We start from the raw sequence: 23,851 nt of genomic DNA on the forward strand, positions 1-23,851 counted from the left end.
AACCTCGTGTGCCCGCACAGCCACCGCCTCCATCAATCACGACGAGTCCAGAACATCCGCCACGGCGATTTGTCGTCCCGGCCGGGGAACTCCCCACCGCCGAACACCAGATCACGTGAAGCCAGTGCTCGGTGACAGCGGTCCCAGCATACGTTCCGGCTGACACCACCGAATTCCACCAGCTCGTGCTCGCCGAGCTTGTCGAGGATGCCTTCCTCGGCGTGTCCGCCCTCCCGCACGAATTCCTCACCGTCACGCAGTTTCCAGCCCGCAGGCTTGTCCCGGTCTCCATTGATGCCGATCCGGATCGACCTGGCCTTCGTCTTGGTGTTGAACACACCGATCACCGCGACGGTGCCTTCCGCGTAGTACTGCGCGGCCAGCTCGTTGGCACGATCCATGGCGAGTCTCGCGTCGGTTTCCCCGCCCGGCCCCGGCTCGACGCCCCCGCAACCGGCCGAGTTCCTCGGATCTTGGTTGTGAACGAGGACATCGGCAGCGGCAGCCTTTCCAGCACCACCGGCACCCACGTAGTAGGTGTGCAGCCCGTCAACCGTGAGGTTGTAGACGAGCCGTCCAGCCGAGAGCGGCCGAGTCCCAGTGACCGTCGCCGACCGGTTGTCCGCCGTGAGGAACTGGTACCCGGGCAGGATGTCCTGGGCCTCACGCCACCCGAGCCCCTGCACCCAGAACGGGTGCTCCTCGCTCACCGAGATCTTGCCGCTCCCGGTCTCCGACGAAACATCGAGCTGGTGGACCAAAGCGTCCGTCAGGTACTCACGGACGTCGGTGACCTCCTTGGCCGCGGTCTCACCAGTGGTCGGATCGGTGGCCAGCACGACGTCACCGACGCGAAGATCCCGGATGAGTTTGCGCGTTCCGTCCGCCATCAAAACTGGGGTGTCGCCGGTGAAACTGTTCTTGGCGGTCGAGATCGGGCAGGAAGCACCGGCCGCGTTGCGCCCCTGAGCCCCGGAGTCCTTGGCCTTGTCGTTGCCCCGCTTCTTGTTCGCCCCCAACAGCCCGATCACATCACCCAGCCCAGGCACCTGGCTGTTGGCGAAGTCCGAGACCATCTGCTCGCCCACGGACTGCACCACGGACACGCCGGGTTTGATGATGGTGGCCTTGATCGTCTCCCAGACCTTGTTGACGTCCTGGACGTTCTCGGCCACCGCCGACACGAGCCGGGCCGGCATGTTCGCCGAGGAGGACACGAGGTCCTTCGCGGCGATCTTCGGCTTCAAAGCGGCCTGGAGGATCGGCATCGCGTTGTTCTTGACGGCGTGGGCGATCGCGGCCTTGGCGCGGGCCGTCACCGCCTTCATCGCCGCCAGGCGGGCTGCCGCGGCGGCTGCTGCGGCGGCGGCTCTCTTCGCTGCTGTCTGTGCTGCCTCGCGGGCCGCTGTTTTGGCCATGTCACCCGCGTTGCGGCGGCCGGCCCCGGCCAGGTCGTCGCCGTACTTGCGGCCGGCGCCTGCTACGTCGTCGCCGTACTTCCGGCCCGCGCCGACGATGTCGTCGCCGTACCTGCGTGCGCCTCCCAGAACGTCGTCGCCGTACTTGAAGAGGTACTTGGCGCCCTTGGCCAGTTTGCCGAACGGGACGAAGTTCGAGGCTGCCCACAGGAAGTTGCCCAGGCTCGGCTCGCGGATGAAGTTCGCGATGTCGTTGTAGCCGGAGACCTCCTTGACCACCTCGAGGCCGACCTTGGCCACGGACTTGACGCCGTTCCAGACGTTGCCCCAGTCCGGCCAGTGGCCGTCGGGATCGATCATGTCGAGACTGCGGCCGGCGCCGTAGGTGTAGCGGTTGAACAGGATCGAGGCGCCCGACGAGGCGGAGACCGTGTCGCGCGAGGCGAACGCCCCCGTGTTCGGCTGGTACCAGCGGGCGCCCATGTTGACCTGGCCGGAGTCCGGGTCGGTCCAGTCGCTCTGGTAGCCGACGGAACGCTTCGTGCCCGCCGAGGCGATCTGCCTGCCGAACGGGTCGTAGGCCGTCGAGTCCTGCATGCCCTGCTGGGCGGGGTCGAAGCCGCCGACCAGGTCGCCGTGCTTGTCCGTCACGGCGATGCGCTTCTCGGTGCCCTGCCCGATCGACAGCAGCTCGCCCGAGGCGCCGCGGCCGTAGGTCGCGTCGCCGTCGGACACCGGGTCGATGTCGGTGCCGGCGTACGCGAACTTCTTGGTGTTGCGGGAGACCACGCGGTCGAAACCGTCGTAGGCGTAGGAGGTCTGGCCCACCGCGATCATCCGGTCGAAGGCGTCGAAGGAGAACTTCTCCTCGAAGCCGGACGACGTGCGCGACAGCATCGCGCCGGACGGCGAGTACCTGTAGGTGTAGTCGCTGTCGGACTTCAGCCTGTTGCGCTGGTCGTACTCCGCGGTCTTGGCGCCGGCCTTCGTGCGGTTGCCGGAGGCGTCCCACTCGTAGCCGGTCGTGACGCCACCGACGGTCCACGACTTCAGCCGGTTCGCGTGGTCGTAGGTGTAGGTGTTGTCGCCCGCGCCGGCCAGGCCGGTGGTGAGCTTGCGCGTCAGCCGGTCGTTGTTGTCGTACTCGTAGGCCGTCGACGAGACCACGGCCGACGTCGCGGCGTTCTTCACCACGTCGGACTTCATCCGGCCGAGCACGTCGTAGTCGAGGTCTCGGCTGCGGCTGCTGCCGTACTGGACGCGGGAGACCTGCCCGGCCGCGTTGTACGTGAACACCTGGCCGGTGCCGGTGACGCTGTCGGTCGCGGTGTGCAGCCGGCCCTTGTCGTAGGTGAAGCGGCCGGTGCCGGAGGCGTCGGTCCTGGTCTTCAGCCGGCCGAGGTCGTCGTACTCGAACGACGAGTCGCCCGACGGGCCGTTCGCGGTGAGCATTCCGCTGCGGTCGTCGTAGGTGAAGACGTTCTTGCCGCCCGGCGCACCGGACTCGAGCAGCCTGCCGACCAGGTCGTAGGCCTGGGTCCGCTCGGCGGAGGCCACGCCGGTACCGGCTCCCGTCTCCCGCACGACGCGGTTGAGGAAGTCGTACTGCCGTTCCCTCGTGACGTTGCCGGGTGCCACCATCTTCGCGACGTTGCCCGTGGCGTCGTAGGTGCTCGTCCACGTCCGGTCGGCCGCGTTCGGGTGCGCGTCGGTCGACGGTTCGACGACGGACTCGGGCAGCGACCACGAGTTGTAGTGGGTGATGAACTTGTTGCCGCGGCCGTCGGTGTACCGGGTCCGCTGGCCCTTGGCGTCGTAACCGAACGAGGTCGTGATGTTCTCGGCAGCGTTGTCCGAGACGGGCTCGACCTGCTGGGTCATCCGGCCGAGCGCGTCGTAGGTGTAGCGCGCGGTGCGGTCCATCGCGTCGGTCGCGGTCAGGACGTTGCCCGCCTGGTCGTGCGTGAACCCGTTGCGGCGCAACGTCTGGCCCTGCGCGTCGAGACTGGACTGGCCGGTCATGCGGCCCGCCGCGTCGTAGCGCACGTAGCTGGTGCGGCCCAGCGCGTCCTGCTGCCACACCTGGCGGCCCGCACCGTCGTAGCCGAACTTCGTCGTCACGTTCGCCGGGTCGGTGGCGGTGATCCGCTGGCCCAGCGAGTCGTAGGTGAACGTCGTGACGTCGTTGTTCGGCGCGGTGGCCTTGGCCAGCTCGCCGGCGTCGTTGTACTCGAGCTTCGTCGTGAAGGCGGCCGCGACGGGCTTGCGTTCCAGCACGGACTGCGTGACCACCCGGCCGAGGTCGTCGTACGTCGACTCGGTGCGCGCGCCCGTCGGGTCCGTGGCGGAGAGCTGCTCGCCCTTGTTCGTGTAGGTGTACTTCCACACGCCGCCGACCTCGGTCGGCGCGTCCGCCTTCGGGTCCTGCCGTTCGACCATGCGGCCGAGCTGGTCGTAGCGGAACCGGCTGACCGCGCCACGCGGGTTGGTCGTCTCGACGGCGTTGCCCGCGACGTCGTACTTCGTGGACGTGACGGACTTGACCGGGGTGGTCGTGCCCGGCGCCACGTAGTCCGGCAGCTCCACCCTGGTCGGGCGGCCGTTCTTGTCGTAGAACCGCTTGGTGATCTGGCCGTTCTCGTCCTTGTTCTGCACCTCGTCGCCGAAGGTGTTGAAGCCGACCGACGACTCCGGCCTGGCGCTGACCGGTGCGTTGCCACCGGTCTCCACGTCGACCGCCGGCAGCTTCACCCGGACCTGGCGCTCCTGCTCGTCGTAGGAGTACTCGGTGGTGAAACCGCGCTGGTCGGTCTCCTCCACCATCAGGCCGCGGCGGTCGTACTTCCGCGCCGTGCTGTACGTCTGCAGGCTGGACTTGACCGACTCGGTGAGCTGGTTGCCCACGCTGTCGTAGGTGTAGTCGACGACCTCGTCCGTCGACGCGTCGACCGTCGGCCCGGTGCCGGAAGCCTGGCCGGACTTGGCGATCTGCTTGACGAGACCGTTCTCGTCGTAGGTGTACGCCGTCTTCCTGGCCAGCCGGCCCGGATCGGCGATGATCACCTTGACCTGGTTGTTGGTGTTGTACTGGAACGTCGTGACGCGGTCGCCGACGCCCTTGCGGGACTCCACGTTGCCCACGGCGTCGTAGGAGTTCTCCTCCAGCGTCTTCGTGGACTTGGTGCCGTCGGCGTTGCGGATCTCGGCGCGCGACCGGAACAGCAGGCCGTTCTGGTAGTACTCGTACATCGTCTTGCGGCCCATGGCATCGGTCTGCCAGACGAGCCGGCCGCCGAAGTCGTAGGTGTACGACTCCAGCACCACGAGGCGGCCGTCGTCCTCGGGCTCCGCGGCGTTGACGCCGCCGGTGATCGCCTTGCCGTGGAAGCCGCGCAGCCGCACCTCGGCGAGCTTGTTGCGGGCCGTGTAGGCGTACTCGACCTTGGTGCCCAACGGGTCCACGACGGACGTCCGGTTGCCGAAGACGTCGTAGGCGTACGAGGTCGTCGCGCCCTCGGCGTCGGTCACCGAACTCTGCCGGCCGCGGTCGTCGTAGCCGTAGGAGATCGTCCTGGTCTCGTCGCCACCGGTGAGGTCGGCGATGTCGACCCGCTCGGGAAGGCCGTCGGCGTTGAACGTCGTCCTGGTGTGCCTGGTGTGCTTGACGCCGGTCACCGCGTTCGTGACGGCCGCGTCGGTCACCTCGACGGGCTTGTTCCGCCCGTCGTGGACGAACTTCGTCTCCAGACCGTCCGGGTACGCGTCGGAGATCTGCTTCTCGCTGGTCTTCCGGCCGAGCAGGTCGTACCGGTACTCGGTGACGACGCCCGCGGCGCCGGCCGCGCGCGGCGGTTCGGTGACGGACTGCAGGTCGCCGTTCGGGTAGTACTTGTACAGCGTGGTCTGGCCACGACCGTCCGTCGTGCTCTCCAGCTGCCCCGACGTGGTGTAGCTGTGCTTGACCTTCGAGCCGTCCGGCAAGATCTGCTCGGTCAGGTCGCCCAGGAGGTTGTAGACCGACGACGTCTTGTACGTGTTGTCGTCCGCGTTCGCGGACCGCGCGTCACGGGCGGTGAGCTGCTTGTCGATGCGCGGATCGGTGTCGTTCACCTTGCCGGCGGCCGGCTTCTGGTAGGTGAAGTGCTCGGTGTCGCACTGGATCGACGTCCGGCACGTCTTGCGCGACAACACGTTGCCGCGTTCGTCGTGCTGGAGCACGACCTGATGGCCGTTCTCGTCGGTGATGACGTGCTGGAAACCGCTTTCGTCGTAGTCGTACGTGCGGACGCCGAGTCCCTGGACGGGACCACCGACCCAGGTCGGGTCGTTGCTCGCCTTGCCACCGCAGTAGATCGGGCTGCCGTCCGGGTTCGGTGCCGGCGTGCCCGTGCACGGCTGGGCGGAGGTCGGCGCGGTCGGCACGACGGACGGATCGAGCCTGTCCTCCTGCCGGACACCGACGCCCAGCGGCGCGACGAACCGGATGATCCGGCCCTTGACCGGGTCGTAGTCGAAGAAGTGCGGCCGCTTGCCGGGGTCGGTCACCTCGATCGAGCGCACGAGGTTCTTGACCGAACGCCCGGCCGGGTCCTTGTCCTCGGTGCCGGAGACCTGCGGCAGGCCCAGCTTCCAGGTGCCGCCGTTCTCGTCGGTGTATTCCGAGATGCGGTCGTTGACGGTGTCGTGGGCGAGCTGCGCGGCGACGCGGCCCGACGGCATCGTGACCTTGGCCAGCTGGTCGGAGTGCTCACGCGCGCCGTAGTGCGCCTTGACGGCCGACTCGCCCAGCGGGTGCTGGTAGAGCGCGACCTCGTCGATCTGACCGGTGAAGAACTTCTTGCCCTCGTTGGGCCACCAGCCGTGCGGCGCCCAGTCCGCGGGACCGACGGCGTGCGCGGCACCGATCTGGCCGAAGTTCAGCAGGCTGTCGTCGATCTCGGCGCCGGTGATCTCGCCGACCTTGCCGCCGTCGAGGTACATCGTCGTGACGGCGAGCGAGCCGGTGAGCACGACGTGGTGCCACCGGTCGTCGTTCACCGCGCCGGCACTGGTGATCGGCGAGACCCTGCCGTGCCAGAACTGGCCGCGCAGCTTGCCGTCCCTGTCCACGTACAGGACGGGTACGGCGCCCACGGGGTCCTCGGTGAACGGCTTCTGCTGGAAGCCGATCAGCGGTCCACCGGCCGTGGTCTTGAACCACATCTCGATCGACAGGTCGCGGCTCTTCTTGATCGCGCCGTCGGGCAGCTTGACGTGCGAGCTGGTGCCGTTGAACCCGGTCGCCCTGTCGGGGCTGCCGTCCAGCGGACCGGTGTGGTCGCGCGTGGTGGCGACGTGCGTGCCCCAGTCCTTGGCGAGGTTGGTCGCGACCTGGCTGACCGCCGGGTCACCCTGCGGTTCGCCCAGCCGCCAGTAGGAGTCGGGCTTCGAGTCGATCACCGCGGTGCGGTAGTGCGAGCCGGTGGAGTACTCGTACTGGGTGCAGGCGCTGGTCGGGTCGCAGACCTTCCTGAGCTGGTCGCCGAGGTACTCGTAGGTCCACTTGATCGGCGTGCCACCCGTGACCGGCGCGTCGGTCCTGACCTCCTTGACGTGGTTGCCGGCCCAGGTGAAGTACAGCGTCCGGTTGCTCGTGCGGCTGATCGCCCGCTTCAGCTGCCCGGTCACGCCGTAGTCGAACTCCACCGCGCGGCCGGCGTTGTCGTGGATCGTGACGACCTTGCCGTCGGAGGCGCGGAACCGGTAGACGGTGTTGGACTTGTCGACCAGGACGTAGTTCCGCGGCTCCAGGACGTCCTGGTAGAAGGTCGCCTGGCGGCCGGGCGGCGGGTCGAAGCTGCCGTCCTGCTCGTTCTTGCCGAACCGGACCGCCTGGCCGTCCGGGTACGTCACCACGACGTTGCCCGTGTCGTCGCCGTCCGGCACGACACGCATGTCGAACCGCGTCGACCAGCCGGCACCGAACGCGGAGTCCTTGCGCGGGTCGAGGCTGTTGTAGGTGCGGGCGACCGTGAGGTCGGGTCCGGTGACACCGATGGCCGCGTCGACCGCGGCGGTCGTGTAGTTGCCGATCTGCGGGTCGAAGTCCAGGTCACCCGCGCTGTAGGGCGCTCCGCCCAGGTGCGAGGTGATGTCCGGCTGCGGCACGGCGGTCAGCAGCGCGCTGAACTCCAGCTTCTCGCTGCGCGTGCCCGCGGGGTCGATCGCGAAGGCCCGCCAGTAGTAGGTCTCGCTCCACTGCAGCGCCCAGTTCTTCGGGACGGTCCAGGTGCGTGACTTCGACTTCGGTGAGACGCGGCAGCCGAGGTTGATCTGGCCGGTCGCCTCGTCCCGCTGGCAGATCTCGAACTCGTAGTCGACGGTGGTGTTCGGCGGCGCGTCCACGTCCACCGCGTCGGCCCACAGCTGCGGTGTGAGCACCGGCGACGAATGGCCGGCCGGCGGGTACTGCGCCTTCACGATCGGCGGCAGTTCGAACACCGTCAACGACAGGCGGGCGGGCGGGATCTGCTCGTCGGTGAAGAAGGTGTTGCGGTACACCATGCTGAAGTCGAGCAGGTAGTCGCCCGGGTCCAGCTGGAACACCCTGGCGTCCAGTGTGACGGTGTCGCCGGCTGGGACACGGCGCGGCAGCTCCGCCGCGACCCTCGCGTCCTTCGGCTGGCCGGCCGTGGTGAACGCGCGGTACGACAGCTTGTAGTCGCCGGGGGTCCACTCGCTGGAGCTCTTGTTGGTGACGGCGATCCGGACGAGCGGCTTGGCCGGGTTGGAAGCCGGCGGGTCGTCGCTGGTGCGGTGGACCGGGGGCTCCGGGATTCCGCGCTCGATGCGGTATCCCGCGTCGTACGGCGTGCTCGTCACGAACAACTTGGGCGGGTTCTGCGTGAGGGCGCCCGCGAAGAGCTTCCAACCGGCGAGGGCCTTCACCGCCAGGCCGTTGTTGGGCTGCCCCTTGACCCAGCCCTGCACCAGGTTCTTGCCGGCGTCGCCGAGGTCGATCGCCTCCGGTCGCGGCGGGCAGGCCGACTGGGGCTGGCCGAGCCCGACGTGGCCGTACGCGAACGACGCACCGGCCAGTGAGGCGCCGGTGGCCAGCACCGACGTCGTCTGGCCGTTCCAGCTCTGGTTGACCGGGTGCACGCTGATGGGCTGCGGCAGGCACGAGGGCGCGTCGTAGTTCGACAGGTAGAGCTGGGCGGCGAACACGCGGTGGCCGGCGATCGTGGGAAGGCTGAACTTCAGGTAGGTGGTGTACCCGTCACCCGACTTCAGGGTGGACCCGGTGAGGGCCTCGGACGCCCTGCCGTTAGTGGAGATCGCGACATCCGCCCTGGGACCGGTCACCGTCGGGTCGACGGCGATCGGGAACTTGCGCGCGCCGTCGCGCACCCAGGCCGCGTCCGCGGTCATCTTCAACGCCTGGCCGCCGTTGTGGGAGACCAGCTCGTACGAGATCGCGGTGGACGCGCTGCCCGCCGCGTCGGTCATGTCACCGGCCGGGATCGTGGCCTTGACGGCGCCGGAGCCGTCGCTCAGCACGACCGCACCGTTGCTGATCTTGGCCTGCAAACCCTTGAGCTGCAACGGGAACAGCCAGGTCGTGGCAGCGTCCTTCGACGACAGCACGAGTGTCTCCTTGACACCGCCCGGACCGACGTCGAGCCGCAGGTCGGTCTGCGCGGCGACGCCGGGGTAGGTGATCCGGCTGCCCTCGACTCGTGCCTTCGCCGCACCCGTTCCCGCGAAACCGAACGACATCTCGTGGCCGTCCGGCAGGCGCATGCGCACGAACGGCGATTCCGAGGCGGTGGCGTTGAAGCGCGTCTCCACGGAGTCCGCGGCGTTCCGGTATCCGTCGCCGTCCGGGACGATCCTGGTGTCGATCGGCTCCCACGAGCCGTCGGAGCGCTGGTAGTTCAGCGCCGACTGCGAGTACTCGGTGGTCTGGGTGCCGTCCGGGTTGCGGTACGTGCGCGAGTTCGCGTCCCGCTTGGCCGCGTCCTCCTTGCTGTCCCCGGCTTTGAAGCCGGTGAAGCCGCTGGGCGCGGAGACCTCGTGCGCCGCGTTGGGCGGCGGAGCGGGTGCCGCCGGGAAGTTCGGTTGCGGGTGCTTCGCGAGCTCGGACTTCGGCATCGCACGGTTGCCGGGGGTGGCTTCGGACTCGTGCGGCTGTCCCTCCGCCGAGCCCCATCTCTGGTCGGGCGCGAGCTCGCTCGGATCGAGGCTGTTCCCGCCGCCCCACCCGGGGATCACGTTGAGCGCCGACGGCCCCACCGTGCCCGCGAGCAGCACCATGACCAGACCGACGACGGCGGCGATCCTGCCTTTTCTCGTACGAGGGAACAGAATCCGCGCACGCCAAATACGGCCGCTGGCCATTGGACTACCCCCAGGCATCCGTGTGCTCGACACAGCATGTGAAATCGCTGTCAACCCCAGACGTCGACGCCTGAGCATCGTCAGGACGCCGACTCGGTGTCAAGGGCTGAGCGGCTTTCCGGCCTGTCAAAACGAAGCCGGACGTACTTCCCTCCCGGACGGCTCTGGTCTTCTCGGGCCGGCTGGGTTACGTTCCGCTTCGCAGAACGTGGCGCAGGAACGACGCGGACACGGCGTCGACTGTCCACTTTGACTGGACTCTGGGGGAGTTAATGTCAACGCGCTCTTCTCGCGTGCGCAGATCCAGCTTGGGCGCGGCCGTGGCCAGCGTGCTGGGCGTTTCCCTGATCGTCGCACCCGGTGCCACCGTCGCTTCCGCCGCCGCGACGCTGAGCTGCAACACCGCGGCGACCGTCATCGGCGTGAACCAGCAGGGTTCCGTGTTCACGTATCCCCACGAGGAGCCGGAGAACGGCACCTTCGTGTGGGGTGCGAAGCAGTCGATCCCGAGCAGCGGCTGGACGGGCGGCCGTACGCTCGCCGGTCCGGACGGTGTGATCTACAGCATGGTCGCCGGCAGCGGTGACCTCCGCCGGTTCCGGCTGGACTACACGACGGCGCCCGCGTCCTGGGTGACCCAACCCGGCGGCGGCCAGTTCCGCCAGGTGGGCAGCGGCTGGTCCCGCTACACCGAAGCCGTGCACCGCAACAAGGTGACGATCGACGAGAAGGGCCGTCTGTACGAGATCAACGCGGACGGCAACCTCAAGGTGTTCGTCTGGCAGGGCGGCGACGACGGCATGTGGACCGCCGAGACCGGCGGCGGCAAGGTCCTCGCCACCGGCTTCGGCCAGTACGACCTGATCACCGCGTCCGGCGACGGCGTGCTGTACGCCCGCAAGCCCGACGGCAGCCTGTTCCGCTACCGCTACGACGCGGCGGCCGACCGGTTCGTGGAGGCCGCGCCGCGGCAGGTCGGCGCCGGCTGGCAGATGTTCAACCGGATCTTCTCCCCCGGCGGCGACATCCTCTACGGCACGTGGCCCGGCCAGGACGGCACGGGCCAGCTGCTCTGGTACCGCTACCACGAGGACACCGGCACCTGGGCGCCCGGCGACCCCGCGACCGGCCTGGGCAAGGTCGTCGGCACCGGCTGGTACAGCGAGTTCGACGTCATGGCCGACACCAACGCCTGCCGGCTGCTCGGCTACCCGACGACGCCTCGTCCTTCCGTGCCGGGGAACTTCACCTCCCCCGTCGCGATCCTCCAGGGCCAGGACAACCTGCCGAACTACTTCTTCGTGCACAACAACGGCGCCCTGATCCACGGCCGTCAGCGCAGCTCGAGCGACCTCCAGACCGTCGACCACACCCCGTTGCCCGGTCACGACAAGTACACCGGCACGCCTGGGGCCGCGATGCAGGCCAACAACCTGTTCGAGGTCCAGGCGCACAGCTTCGACGACGCCGAGACGCGGGGTAAGACGCAGGCGGCGGTCAACGGCGCGTTCGGCCCCGGCCTCACCCAGCACCGCGGCCACCTGGCCGGGGATTCGGTGCTGGTCAAGGGGAGCGACGGGCCGCTGTCGTCGTTCGGCGTCAGCAGTGACGGGAAGCTCTGGTCCCGCAAGCAGATCGCGGCGAACGGCGTGTTCCCGGCCTGGAACCAGGTCGCGGGCGCGACCGGCCTGACCACCGACATCACCGTGGTGGCCAACGGCACCTCGTTCGCCGTCGTCGCGCGGCACACGGACAACTCGTTCCGCGTCGCCCGCCTCACCAACGGCGTGCTCGGCAGCTGGACGCACCTCGGCGGCACCAACGGCGTGGGCAAGGCGGCAGTGGTCGTGGACGACGACAACAGGCTGCGGATCCTCATTCGCAAGTCCGACAACAAGATCTACATCCAGCAGGAGAGCGTCAGCGGTTTCCCGGGCTCGTGGTCGGTGATCGACGGACTCGTCGCCGCCAGCGCCCCCGCCGCGGTGTGGACGGACAACGACACCGTCGAGGTCGTGGTGCGCGGAACCGGCACCCAGGCCTACCACACCGGCCAGAACGCGCCGGGCAGCCCGTTCCGCGCCTGGCAGGAACTCGTGGGCGAGAAGCCCTACGAGATCGCCAGCGACGTCTCGATGACCATGTGGACCGACGGCACGTGGAGGACGGCGTTCCGCGACCCGATGGGTGAGCTCGTCGTGTTCCGCGGCCTGTACGGCCAGGTCAGCCCTTCGGCCACGGCACAGCGTTCGGCGGCGGCCGCCGGACCGGCCTACCAGGGCGGCAAGGTCAAGCGCCTGCGCTGACGGCACGCACGACGACGGCCCCGCGGAACGTCTCCGCGGGGCCGTTGTCGTGCAACGGGATCAGTCGACGACCGCGAGGGCGTCGATCTCCACCAGCAGGCCGGCCGGGAGTCCGACGTAGACGGTCGTGCGGGCGGGTGCCGGGTCGGTGACGAACTCGCCGTAGACCTCGTTCAGCTCCGCGAAGTGCGCGGTGTCGGTGAGGTAGACGCGGATCATCACGACGTCGTCGATGGACGCGCCACCGGCGGCGAGGACGGCGTGCAGGTTCGCGAACGTCTGGCGCGTCTGCTCGGCGACGGTGGTGCCGACGATCTCGCCCGACTTCGGGTCGAACGCGACCTGTCCGGCCACCTGCAGGATGTTGCCCTTGCGCACACCCTGCGAGAAGCGGGCCACCGGCTGCGGAGCGTCAGCGGTCTTGATCTCAACCTTGGACAACGTAATTCCCCTTATCTTGGAACATAACCGCATTCGACTGATGCAGCTTCGGCGGTGGCGAGCAGGTCCGGCAGGTGCGAGAGCAGGCCGTCGTAGTCGAGCAGCACCTTCGGCACCGACATCGACACGGCCGCGAGCACCTCGCCCCGCGCGCCCTTGATCGGGGCGGCGATGCAGTGGATGAAGTCCTCGTGCTCGGAGTTGTCGACGGCGTACCCGTGGGCGCGCACGCGGTCCAGCTCGGCCAGGTACGCGGCCGGGCCGAGGATGGTGTTCTCGGTCAGGCGCGGGAACTCCATGCCGGACACCACCTTCTGCAAGGTGGGCCCCGGCAGGTCGGCCAGCAGGATCTTCGCCACGGCCGTGCAGTGCAACGGCGCGCGGCGGCCGATGCGCGAGTACATGCGCATCTGGTGCCTGGACTCGTACTTGTCGATGTAGATCACCTCACCGTCCTCGTAGGACGCGAGGTGGACGGTGTGGCCGAGACGGGAGTTGAGGTCGCGCAACGCGGGCTCGGCGGCGCGGCGGACGTCGCGTTCCTCCAGAGCGCGGTTGGCGAGGTCGAACAGCGCCGTACCCAGCCGGTAGTGGTGCACGCCGTCGCGCTGCACGAAGCGGTGCGACTCGAGCGTGCGCAGCAACCGCAGCGTCGTGGACTTGTGGACGCCGATCACGCCGGACAGCTCGTCCAGCGTCTTCGGGCCCGTCGCGAGCTGGCTCACCAGGGTGAGCGCTCTGTCGAGACTCTGGCTCATTCACACCTCCAGGCGGGCGGAAGCCCAGGTCTGCGGGTCGGCGTGCAGCAGCGGAACCGTCACGTCGTCAGGCAAAGGATCTCCGACGTCCTCGGCGGTGAGCAAAGCGGTCGCCGCCTGCAGGTGCCCGGCGCGCAACCGCACCGATGGCGACTCCCCCGCCAAGGTGGCCGCGAGGAAGCCCGCCGCGAACGCGTCACCCGCGCCGACGGGTTCCACGACCTCGACTTCCAGCGCCGGTTCGAAGTACGACGCACCGCCTTCCAGCAGCGTCGCACCGTCCGCACCCTGCTTGACCACGAGCGACGCCGGGCCGGGCAGCAGCTGCCGCAACCGGGCGGGGTCACCCGTGCCCCACACCAGTTCCGCCTCGTCGGAGCCCGCCAGCACGACGTCCGCCATGTCGGCGAGCTCCCGCAGCACGCGCGGGTCGCGGTCGGTCCACAGCGCGGGCCGCCAGTTCAGGTCGAACGAGATCCGGAACCCGTGCCGCGGCCGGCGCAGCAGCTCGCGCATCATCGCGAGGCACGAGTCGGACAGGGCGGCCGTGATGCCGCTGAGGTGCACCAGCCCGACCTCGCCGAGGCCGAGCCGGTCGATCATCTCCAGCCCCATGCCCGAGGCCGCCGAACCGCGCCGGTAGTAGCGCACCGGGCTGCCGTGCGGCGAGGCCTCCTTGACGTAGAGACCGGTCGGGCGCGCCGGGTCGATCCGGACGCGGGACACGTCGACGCCGAAGCCGCCCACCGCGTCGAGCACCGCCAGCCCGAACGAGTCGTCGCCGACCGCGCTGACCCACGACGACCGGACGCCGAGCCGCGTCAGGTGCACGGCGACGTTGGACTCGGCGCCACCGACGGCCCTGTGCCAGGTTCGCACCAGATGCACGGGACCGGGTTCAGCCGGAACCATCATCACCATGGTCTCGCCGAGACACACGACACCGCCGACGTGATCGAACCGCATGCGCGCTCCAGAGGTGTTCGTTGACGGCGGCGAGACCGAATGCTACACAACTCAGCATCACATCGCGCAATGGGAGTTGCAAAATATGCAACATCTGATGGAGATGGACCTCGCGGCCGTCGAGGACATCCGGTCGGAACAGGTCAGCTGGCGCTTCAAGGGCCTGCCGTCGAGCACGTTCGGGTCGACGATCGGCGAAGTCGCCGCCCGGCGCCTCGACCTGTTCGGCGACGAGTTCGTCGGGCCGTTCGTCGTACTGGACGAGGACGCGCTGGCGCACAACCTGACGACGATGGCGAAGTGGTGCGACAACCACGGCGTCAAGCTGGCACCGCACGGCAAGACGACGATGGCGCCGCAGCTGTTCCGGCGGCAGGTCGAGCACGGCGTCTGGGGCCTCACCGCGGCCAACGCGTCGCAGCTGCGGGTCTACCGGGCGTTCGGGGTGAACCGGGTCCTGCTGGCGAACCAGCTGCTCGACCCCGCCGCGCTGCGCTGGCTGGTCCGCGAGCTCGACCGGGACCCCGGCTTCGAGTTCAGCTGCTGGGCCGACTCCGAGGCCGGGGTCGCGCTGATGAGCGAGACGTTGCAGGAGCTCCAGCCGTCACGGCCGGTCGACGTGCTGGTCGAGCTCGGTGCCCCCGGCGGCCGGACGGGTGCGCGTGACCTGGAGACGGCGCTGGGTGTCGCGCGGGCGGTGGCCCAGAGCCCTGTGCTGCGGCTGGTGGGCGCCGGTGGTTACGAGGGCGCGCTCGCGCACGACGCGTCCGAGTCGTCGCAGTCCATCGTGGACCGCTACCTGACCGACCTGCGCACGCTCGTGCTGCGCCTGGCCGACGGCGGGCTGCTCGACGAGCTGGACACGGTGATCGTCACCGCGGGCGGCAGCGCGTACTTCGACCAGGTCGCGACGACGCTGTCGCAGCCGTGGCCGATGCCGGTGACGCCGGTGCTGCGCAGCGGTGCGTACATCACCCACGACGACGGCTTCTACCGCGGCATCTCACCGTTCGCGCGGATCGGCGGCGTGGAGCCGTTCCGACCGGCCCTGCGGGCCTGGGCCCAGGTGACGTCACGGCCGCAGCGCGACCTGGCGTTGCTGACGATCGGCAAGCGCGACGCGTCGTTCGACGAGGGCCTGCCGGAACCGCAGCTCGTCCGCCGCGGCGACGGCGCGATCGCCCCGCTGACGGGCGCGAGGATCACCGCGCTGAACGACCAGCACGCGTTCCTCCAGCTAGGTCCCGAGGCCACGGTCCGCGTCGGCGACTGGATCGGCCTCGGCCTGTCGCACCCCTGCACGGTGTTCGACAAGTGGCAGCTGATCCCGGTCGTGCAGGGCACGACCGTGGTCGACCTGATCCGCACCTACTTCTAGAAGGAGCGCACCGATGGACGACGTCGTCCTGCGTGGACCACTGATCGCCGACGGCACGGGCGCACCCGCCTACCAGGCGGATGTGGGGATCAAGGACGGCGTCATCTCGTCCATCGGCAACGGGGTGAGCGCCACGCGGTCGATCGACGCGGACGGGCTGGTGCTCGCGCCGGGGTTCATCGACATGCACTCGCACTCGGACCTGCGCGTGCTCGCCGAACCCGACCACCTGGCGAAGGTCTCGCAGGGCGTCACGACCGAGGTGCTCGGCCAGGACGGCCTGTCGTACGCGCCGGTGAACGACGAGGTGCTCGCGACGTTGCGCGGTCAGCTCGCCGGGTGGAACGACGACCCGCCGGGCTTCGACTGGAACTGGCGCTCGGTCGGCGAGTACCTCGACCGGCTCGACCAGGGCATCGCGGTGAACGCCGCGTACCTGGTGCCGCAGGGAACGCTGCGGATGCTGGTGGTCGGCTGGGACGACCGGCGGCCTACCGAGTCCGAAATGGACACGATGAGGTCCGTTCTGGCGCAATCGCTCGCCGAGGGTGCGATGGGCATGTCGTCCGGGCTCACCTACACGCCGGGCATGTACGCCGACACGTCCGAGCTCGTGCGGCTCTGCGAGGTCGTCGGGCAGCACAACGGCTTCTACAGCCCGCACCACCGCAGCTACGGCGCCGGCGCGCTGGAGGCCTACGCCGAGATGGTGGACGTCTCGAAGCGCTCGGGGTGCGCGCTGCACCTCGCGCACGCCACGATGAACTTCCCGGTCAACAAGGGCAAGGCACCGGAACTGCTGGCGTTGCTGGACGACGCCATGGCGAACGGCGCCGACATCTCGCTCGACACCTACCCGTACCTGCCGGGCGCGACCTATCTGAGTGCGCTGCTGCCGTCGTGGGCCACGGAGGGCGGGCCGGAGAGGGCACTGGCGAGGTTGTCCGATGTGGACACCCGCGAGCGCATCCGGGCCGAGATCGAGGAGACCGGGTCGGACGGCTGCCACGGCGTGCCGGTCGACTGGGACTCCATCGAGATCAACGGCGTCCGCAACGAGCGCAACGCGCACCTCGTCGGTTCCAGCGTGCTCCAGTCGGCGTCCCGGCTGGGACGCGCGCCGGGCGACCTCTACTTCGACGTGTTGGTCGACGAGCGGATGGGTACCTCGTGCCTCATGCACGTGGGTCACGAGGAGAACGTGCAGGCGATCATGAAGCATCCGGCGCACACCGGCGGCAGCGACGGGCTGCTGGTCGGCGACCGGCCACATCCGCGCGCGTGGGGCACGTTCCCCCGGTACTTCGCGCGCTACGTCCGCGAACTGGGCGTGCTGAGCCTGGAGGAGTGCGTCGAGCACCTCACCGGCCGCGCGGCCAAGCGTTTGCGGCTCACCGACCGAGGTCTGGTCCGCGAGGGCTACGCGGCCGACCTGGTGCTGTTCGACCCCGCGACGATCGCCGACACGGCGACGTTCGACGAGCCGCGACAGCAGGCCGCCGGCATCCCGTACGTGTTCTGCAACGGGGTGACGGTGATCGACGACGGAACCGCCACCGGCTCATTGCCAGGCCATTCACTCAGGAGCCGCCCGTGATCGACTGGTTGCAACACTCAACAGGGGGCTTGCTCACCCTCGCGGTAGTCAGCATCGCGGTGCTGCTGCTACTGATCATCAAGTTCAAGGTCGAGCCGTTCATCGCGCTGATCGTCGTGGCGCTGCTGGTCGCCCTCCTGGCCGGCGTGCCGGTGGAGCAACTGGTCGGGTCGGCGCAGAAGGCCTCGGACTCGTTGCTGGAGAAGGGCTTCGGCTCGATCCTCGGGCACATCGCCGCGATCATCGGTCTCGGCACCCTGCTGGGCGCGATCCTCGAGGCGTCCGGCGGCGCGCAGGTCCTGATGGACAAGCTGATGAACGCGTTCGGCGAGAAGAAGGCGCCGGTCGCGATCGGACTCGCCGGCCTGATCTTCGGTGTGCCGGTCTTCTTCGACATCGGCATCTTCGTGCTCGCACCGCTGGTCTACGTGGCGGCCAAGCGCAGCGGCAAGTCGATCGTGCTGTTCAGCATGCCCTTGCTGGCAGGCCTTTCGGTCATGCACGCGTTCATGCCACCGCACCCGGGACCAGTGGCGGCGGCCGGTCTCCTGGGCGTGTCGCTCGGCTGGATCATCATCATGGGCCTCGCGGTGGCACTGCCGTCGTGGTTCGTCGGCGGCGTCCTGTACTCGTACTGGATCGGCAAGCGCATCAACGTGCCGGTGCCGGAGGAGATGCTGGCGGCGGCCGAGGCCGCGCGTGAGGACAACGGCGACCGCGAACCGCCGTCGCTCGGCCTGGTGCTCTCGATCATCGGCCTGCCGCTGGTGCTGATCCTCGCCGGCACGTTCGGCTCGATCCTGCTGGCCAAGGGCACGCAGCTGTACTCGGTGGCGACGTTCTTCGGCACGCCCGCGGTGGCGCTGACGATCTCGGTGCTGCTCGCTTTCTGGCTGCTGGGTTTCCGGCGCGGCATGACGCGGGAGAAGGTCGCGGAACTGTCCGCCGCCTCGCTGAAGCCGGTCGCGATGATCCTGCTCGTGGTCGGCGCCGGTGGCTTCTTCGGCGCCGTGCTGGCCGCGACGGGCATCGGCAAGACGCTGGCGACCGAGTTGTCCGGCATCGGCCTGCCGGTGATCGCGCTGGCGTACGTGATCAGCTGCGTCATCCGCATCGCGCAGGGTTCGGCGACGGTCGCGATCGTGACGACCGCGGGCATCGTGGCACCGGTGCTGGCGGACCTGAACTACTCGCAGCCGCAGCTCGCGCTGGTCGTCATGGCCATCGCGTCCGGTTCGATCATCGCCTCGCACGTCAACGACGGCGGGTTCTGGATCGTGTCGCGGTACTTCGGGTTGTCGGTGAAGGAGACGCTGCAGTCGTGGACGGTCCTCGAGACCATCCTCTCGGTGGTCGGTTTCGTGGTCGCGGCGGTGCTCAGTCTGGTTGTCTGACCGTGTGAATCGAAACCTGACCTGCGTGCTCGTGATCGCGGCGGTGGCGGGGTGCTCCTCGCCACCGCCGCCCGCGTCTCCACCGGTTTCTTCCTCCCCCGCAACGGACAAGTCCGCGGTACTGGCGTGGATCGACCAGATCTGCGCCGCCGACAAGCCGATCCTCACCGTCAGCGCCGTGGTCGCGACGGGTCCGAAGTTCTCCCCGGAGCGGCAGCCGACAGAAGCCGACCGGCCTGCCGTGATCGCGTACGTCACCAAGCTGCGCGACATGTACGCACAGGCCAAGACGGCGTACGACGGCGTCGGTCCGTCCCCGGTCCCGCGCGGCGACGAGCTGGTCGCCGGGCACCGCAAGGGCCTCGGCGAGATCGTGCCGAAGCTGCAGCAGTACCTGGACAACGTGCAGAGGTTCCCCGCGCAGGGCATCGACGCGCCCGCTGTGCTCGCCGGCGTCGAGGTCATGTCGTGGCTGCCGGAAGGCCCCGGCCTGGGCGATCTGCGCGACGCCGAGCCAGCGCTGGACGCGGCCTACAAGCAGGCCGCGAACTGCACGAGCTAAGACAGAACCCAACATATTCGAACGCTTGACAACACCCCGCCCGCATCTGAGGATCGGCTCAATGTTCATTTGTGTTTGATGTGGACGGGGCCCGCATGAGCAACACGGAGGTCGTGCACCTGCACGACGACACCTCCAGCGTCGTCATCACCCTCGCGGGCGCGAGCCTGCCGGTCGTGGCGCACTGGGGGCGAACGCTCGGAGACGTCGACCAGACCGCGCTGCTGGGCCTGGTCGGCGCCGTTTCGTGGACCAACCCGAACAACGCGCCGGACGCACCGGTCCCGCTCGCGCTGCTGCCCGACGCCGGCGCCGGGTACGTCGGCCGTCCCGGACTGCGCGGCCACCGCGGCGGCGAGCACTTCGCGCCCGCGCTGGCGGTGACGTCGAACTCCTGCGAGGACGGCTCGATCTTCCGCTACGTCGCGTCGGACGAGGCCGCCGGGCTGACCGTGACCGGCACCGTGGAGCTGCTGCCGTCCGGCATGCTCCGGCTGCGGCACGTCGTCCGCAACGACGGCGAGACGCCGTATTCGCTGGAGGGCCTGGAAACCGCGCTCCCCGTTCCCTCGCACGCCACCGAACTGCTCGACTTCACCGGGCGCTGGGCTCGTGAGCGCGCACCGCAGCGGCAGGCGCTGCAGTACGGGTCCTGGGTGCGGGAGAGCCGGCGGGGCCGCACCGGGCACGACGCGACCATCGGGTTGCTGGCCGGCACGCCGGGGTTCTCGTTCCGCGACGGCGAGGTGTGGGCGCTGCACGTGGCGTGGAGCGGCAACCACGTGACGTACGCGGAGAACCTGGTCGACGGCTTGCCCGTCCTGGGCGGCGGCGAACTGCTGCTGCCGGGCGAGATCAGGCTGGCGCCGGGCGAGGAGTACGAGTCGCCGTGGCTCTACGCCGCCTACTCGTCCACGGGCATCGACGGCATCAGCGCCGCGTTCCACCAGCAGCTGCGGGAGCGTTCGCTGCGTCCCCGCCCGGTCGTGCTCAACACGTGGGAGGCCGTCTACTTCGACCACGACCTCGCGCGGCTGACCTCGCTGGCCGACACGGCCGCGGCGATGGGCGTCGAGCGGTTCGTGCTGGACGACGGCTGGTTCCGGCACCGCCGCGACGACTCCGCCGGCCTCGGTGACTGGTACGTCGACGAGACGGTGTGGCCGGACGGGCTGACGCCGTTGATCAAGCACGTCCGCGCGCTCGGCATGGAGTTCGGGCTGTGGTTCGAGCCCGAGATGGTCAACACCGACTCCGACCTCTACCGCGCCCACCCGGACTGGGTGCTCGGACCGCGTCCCGGCGTGCTGCCGCCGCCGTCGCGCAACCAGCAGGTGCTGAACATCGCGCACCCCGAGGCGTACGCGCACATCCTCGACCGCGTCTCGTCGGTGTTGTCGGACAACGACATCGCGTTCGTGAAGTGGGACCACAACCGCGACCTGATCGGCTCGCGCGTGCACGACCAGACGGCCGCGTTCTACCGGTTGCTGGACGAGCTGCGGCTGCGGCACCCGCACGTGGAGATCGAGAGCTGCTCGTCCGGTGGCGGGCGGATCGACCTCGGCGTGCTCTCGCGCACCGACCGGGTGTGGACGTCGGACTGCAACGACGCCCTGGAACGCCAGCTGATCCAGCGGTGGACCGGCGTGTTCCTGCCGCCGGAGCTGATGGGTGCGCACGTCGGCCCCACGAAGTCGCACACGACCGGGCGCGTGCACGACCTGTCGTTCCGGGTGGCCACGGCGCTGTTCGGGCACTTCGGGATCGAGTGGGACATCAACTCGGCCACGGACGAGGAACGGGCCGGGCTGCAGGCCGCGATCGAGTACTACAAGGACGTGCGGTCGTTGGTGCACACCGGTGTCACCGTGCACTCCGACCACCCCGACCCCGCTGCCTGGGTGCACGGGATCGTTGCCCCCGACCGGTCCGAGGCCCTGTTCGGGTACGTGCAGCTCGCGACCTCGGTGCAGAACAAGCCGCGCCGGGTGCGGCTGCCGGGACTCGACCCCGCGCGGACGTACCGGCTGTCGTTCGACGCTCCCGCCGGGCGGCCCAGGCTGATCCAGAGGCTTCCCGCGGACTGGAATTCGGTGGAGCTGCCCGGTTCCGTGCTGTCGGAGGTCGGTGTCCAGCTGCCCGTGCTCGAACCGGAGCAGGCACTGCTGTTGCGCCTCACATAGGAAGAAGGCCCCGGCGGAGTGCTTCCCGCCGGGGCCTTCCTCTCCCCTCTTACCGGCCGGCGCGACTTCCGTCGGCCTTGGTGGCCCACCACTTCCCGCCAACGCCCTGCCCGTTGGCCTCACCGCAGACCTCGTCCCCTGCGAACAGGTACTGCGGCGACCCCGCGATGGTGAGCTGTTTCTTCCCGTCCCGCTCGATCGTCCCCACGAGCGAGGCGTCCACGCCCTGCACCTGGAAGCCCTCGCTGACGAAGGCGGGCGGCCACTGCACCGCGCAGTCGCCGGAGCAGTTGCTCACCGGCGGTTCCGCGGTGTCGTCGTCGAACCGGTAGAGCGTCATGCCGTCGGAGTCGGTGGCGACGACGCCGAGGTCCCCGACGGTCGCGCTGGTCAGCGCGATCGCCTTGTTCTGCTGGGCTTTCTTGCCGTCGGTGGCGGTGGCGAACCACTTCGGCACCGTGACGCCCTTGGCCTCACCGGGCTTGCCGTCGTTCTTGAACGTGTACTGCGGCCAGTTCGCGACGGTCAGCTGCTTCTTGCCGTCCGCGCGGGTGACCGTGCCGAGCAGCTTGGGGTCGACGCCCTTCACCCGCGGCGTGTCGCCCTCCACGATGACAGGCGGCCAGTTCTCCGCGCAGCCACCGTCGCAAGTGGACGCCGGCGGCTGGGCCGTGTCGCCGTCGAACCGGTAGAGCGTGAGGCCCGCGTTGTTGGTCAGCACCGCGCCGAGCCCCGCGACGACACCGGTTCGTGCCGCGAGCTGGGTGCGGGTGCCGTCCACGCCGGTGGCGAACCACTTGCCCTGCAGGCCCTGGCCCTTGGTCTCACCGGGCTTGGTGTCCTTGGCGAACCGGTACTGCGGCATGCCGTCGACGGTGATCTGGCGGCTGCCGTCCTTGCGGACGAGGGAACCGACCAGGGCCTGGTCGACGCCGTTCACCGAGAAGTCCTCGGCGGGAACGGTGGCGGGAGGCCAGGCCGCGGCGCACTGACCGTCGCAAGTGGACTCGCCGGGCTTGTCGCCGTCGAACCGGTAGAGGGTGAAGCCCTTGTCGTCGGTGACGACCGGGCCGAGGTCCACGATCTCCGCGGTCTTCAGCGCCACCGCGCCCTCTTGCCGCTGCTGTGCCACCGGCTTGCTCTCCGGCGTCCCCGCGCAGGCGGTCAGCGAGATCAACCCCAGCGCGACGACCGCCACACCTTTGCGGATCATCCTGAACCTCCTGGCTAGTGCCTCCGACGCCCATCACACGCAGAGAAGGCCAGAACGGTTCAAACTGATTTTCAGAACATCGCGCGCTTCAACACGGGCACGGCGCTCGCGGTCCTGAGCACGGTCCTGAAGATCGTCCGTGCGACAGGGCCACCATCGGCGAACCGGCGGGCGGCTTTGAGCGAGTCGCGCACGGCCGCGAAGCCGTAGTCGTACATCTCCTCCTCGTACCTGGCGATGGCGTCACCACCTTCGGCGATGCACCGCGTCAGCAGTTGTGCGTCCCTGAGCGCGATGTTCGCCCCGATTCCCCTCATCGGCGTCATCGCGTGGACGGCGTCGCCGAGCAACGTGACGTTCGTCGGCTGCCAGCGTTCGACCGGCCTGGACGACCGGATGCGCCACTCGCTGATCGTCTCGGCCGGTGAGGTCGCGACGATCCGGGTCAGCTCGGGGCTCCACCCCGCGATCCTGGCGAGCACCTCGCGTTGCAGGTCCTGTCCATCGTGGACGGTCAGATCCGCGGCCGCATAGGCCCACATCAGGTAGGGACGCACGTTGTCGAACAACAGATCGTCGTCGTCGGTGACGCCGAGCCCGTCGTGCGCGGCCAGGAACATGCCCGCGCGGGACGTCGGGACGACCGTGTTGGCCCTGTCGACCAGCTCCCGCGGCACCCAGTCGTTGTCGTCGAGGAACAGCTTGCCCGCGATCGCCGTGACACCGATCTTCTCCGTGCCCGCGTGCGGCAGGTACTGCGCGCGCACCCGCGACCGGATGCCGTCCGCGCCGACCAGCACGTCGCACGACTCAGCCGTGCCGTCCTCGAAGTGCAGCTTGATGTCGTCGCCCTGCTCGTAGCGCTCGAACCGCTTGCCGAACCGCACGTCCAGCCCGTCGAGCAGCACCTGCCGGAGCGTGATCCGGCTGGCCGAGTAGTGCCTCTCCTCGTCCGGGTCGAGCACCAGCAGCGGCTGGAGCTGCTCGGTCAGGAACCCGAACCCGTTGCCGTCCGTTCCCGCGCTCCGCTCGAACCGCTCCCAGCTCGCCGCGGGCAAGCACTCTCTCAGGGCAGCGGCACCGTGCGGGTTGATGTGCACCCGGTACCCCTGCAGGCGGTCCGTGCGCGAGAGGTCGCGCTCGTACACCGCCACGTCCACGCCGGCCCTGCGCAACCCGTGCGCCAGGCACAGCCCGCCGATTCCCCCACCTACCACTGCGATTCTCATGCCGCCGAGTTTCAACCGCTTGGT

12 protein-coding genes are annotated in these 23,851 nt (G+C 69.2%); 6 read left to right on the forward strand and 6 right to left on the reverse strand.

The annotated features are described in order from the left end of the window. Positions 1–32: 32 nt before the first annotated feature. The gene (locus DFR72_RS19900) at positions 33–9,797 is read right to left on the reverse strand and encodes a LamG-like jellyroll fold domain-containing protein (RefSeq protein ID WP_147290333.1); all 9,765 of its coding nucleotides are present in this window, start codon (positions 9,795–9,797) and stop codon (positions 33–35) included. A 293-nt stretch (positions 9,798–10,090) separates the two neighbouring features. Here DFR72_RS19900 and DFR72_RS19905 point away from each other — a divergent pair, with 293 nt between their 5' ends. Continuing rightward, entirely contained in the window at positions 10,091–12,103 is a 2,013-nt protein-coding gene (locus tag DFR72_RS19905) for a tachylectin-related carbohydrate-binding protein (RefSeq protein ID WP_170176330.1), read from the forward strand. A gap of 60 nt (positions 12,104–12,163) precedes the next feature. Here the strand turns inward: DFR72_RS19905 and DFR72_RS19910 are convergent, their stop codons facing one another. The 3 genes from DFR72_RS19910 to DFR72_RS19920 are packed head-to-tail and all read right to left on the reverse strand — an operon-like array spanning position 12,164 to position 14,268. Continuing rightward, positions 12,164–12,544, reverse strand: coding sequence for a RidA family protein (locus DFR72_RS19910; RefSeq protein ID WP_030481733.1), 381 nt, complete (start codon positions 12,542–12,544; stop codon positions 12,164–12,166). A gap of 11 nt (positions 12,545–12,555) precedes the next feature. Beyond that, positions 12,556–13,302 carry an IclR family transcriptional regulator gene (locus tag DFR72_RS19915; RefSeq protein WP_090067906.1) on the reverse strand — a complete coding sequence of 249 codons (747 nt, stop codon included), beginning with the start codon at positions 13,300–13,302 and terminating at the stop codon, positions 12,556–12,558. Next, positions 13,303–14,268, reverse strand: coding sequence for a sugar kinase (locus tag DFR72_RS19920; protein WP_090067904.1), 966 nt, complete (start codon positions 14,266–14,268; stop codon positions 13,303–13,305). Positions 14,269–14,353: 85 nt separating this feature from the next. Between DFR72_RS19920 and DFR72_RS19925 the strand changes: the two genes are divergently transcribed. From DFR72_RS19925 to DFR72_RS19945, 5 genes are all read left to right on the forward strand, one after another. Beyond that, positions 14,354–15,646: an amino acid deaminase gene (locus DFR72_RS19925; RefSeq protein ID WP_090067902.1), complete on the forward strand. Its 1,293-nt coding sequence runs from the start codon at positions 14,354–14,356 to the stop codon at positions 15,644–15,646. Positions 15,647–15,659: 13 nt separating this feature from the next. Next, positions 15,660–17,243, forward strand: coding sequence for an N-acyl-D-amino-acid deacylase family protein (locus DFR72_RS19930; RefSeq protein WP_090067900.1), 1,584 nt, complete (start codon positions 15,660–15,662; stop codon positions 17,241–17,243). Next, positions 17,240–18,637 (forward strand): GntP family permease, encoded by a 1,398-nt coding sequence (locus DFR72_RS19935; protein ID WP_090067898.1) that lies wholly within the window; start codon positions 17,240–17,242, stop codon positions 18,635–18,637. The genes DFR72_RS19930 and DFR72_RS19935 overlap by 4 nt, the downstream gene beginning before the upstream one ends. Positions 18,638–18,641: 4 nt before the next feature. After that, complete coding sequence (locus DFR72_RS19940) at positions 18,642–19,199, forward strand: hypothetical protein (protein ID WP_143086818.1); 558 nt, start codon at positions 18,642–18,644, stop codon at positions 19,197–19,199. A 95-nt stretch (positions 19,200–19,294) separates the two neighbouring features. Then, positions 19,295–21,385, forward strand: a complete 2,091-nt coding sequence (locus tag DFR72_RS19945) for an alpha-galactosidase (RefSeq protein ID WP_090067895.1) — start codon at positions 19,295–19,297, stop codon at positions 21,383–21,385. A 49-nt stretch (positions 21,386–21,434) separates the two neighbouring features. On the opposite strand, the gene DFR72_RS19950 is transcribed toward DFR72_RS19945, so the two are convergent. After that, entirely contained in the window at positions 21,435–22,598 is a 1,164-nt protein-coding gene (locus DFR72_RS19950; RefSeq protein ID WP_090067893.1) for a hypothetical protein, read from the reverse strand. 71 nt (positions 22,599–22,669) lie between these two features. Then, on the reverse strand, positions 22,670–23,827 hold the full coding sequence (locus DFR72_RS19955; RefSeq protein ID WP_090067892.1) for an FAD-dependent oxidoreductase: 1,158 nt from the start codon (positions 23,825–23,827) through the stop codon (positions 22,670–22,672). Positions 23,828–23,851 lie beyond the last annotated feature (24 nt).

Source organism: Lentzea flaviverrucosa, from assembly GCF_003350445.1.
Classification (GTDB): domain Bacteria; phylum Actinomycetota; class Actinomycetes; order Mycobacteriales; family Pseudonocardiaceae; genus Lentzea; species Lentzea californiensis.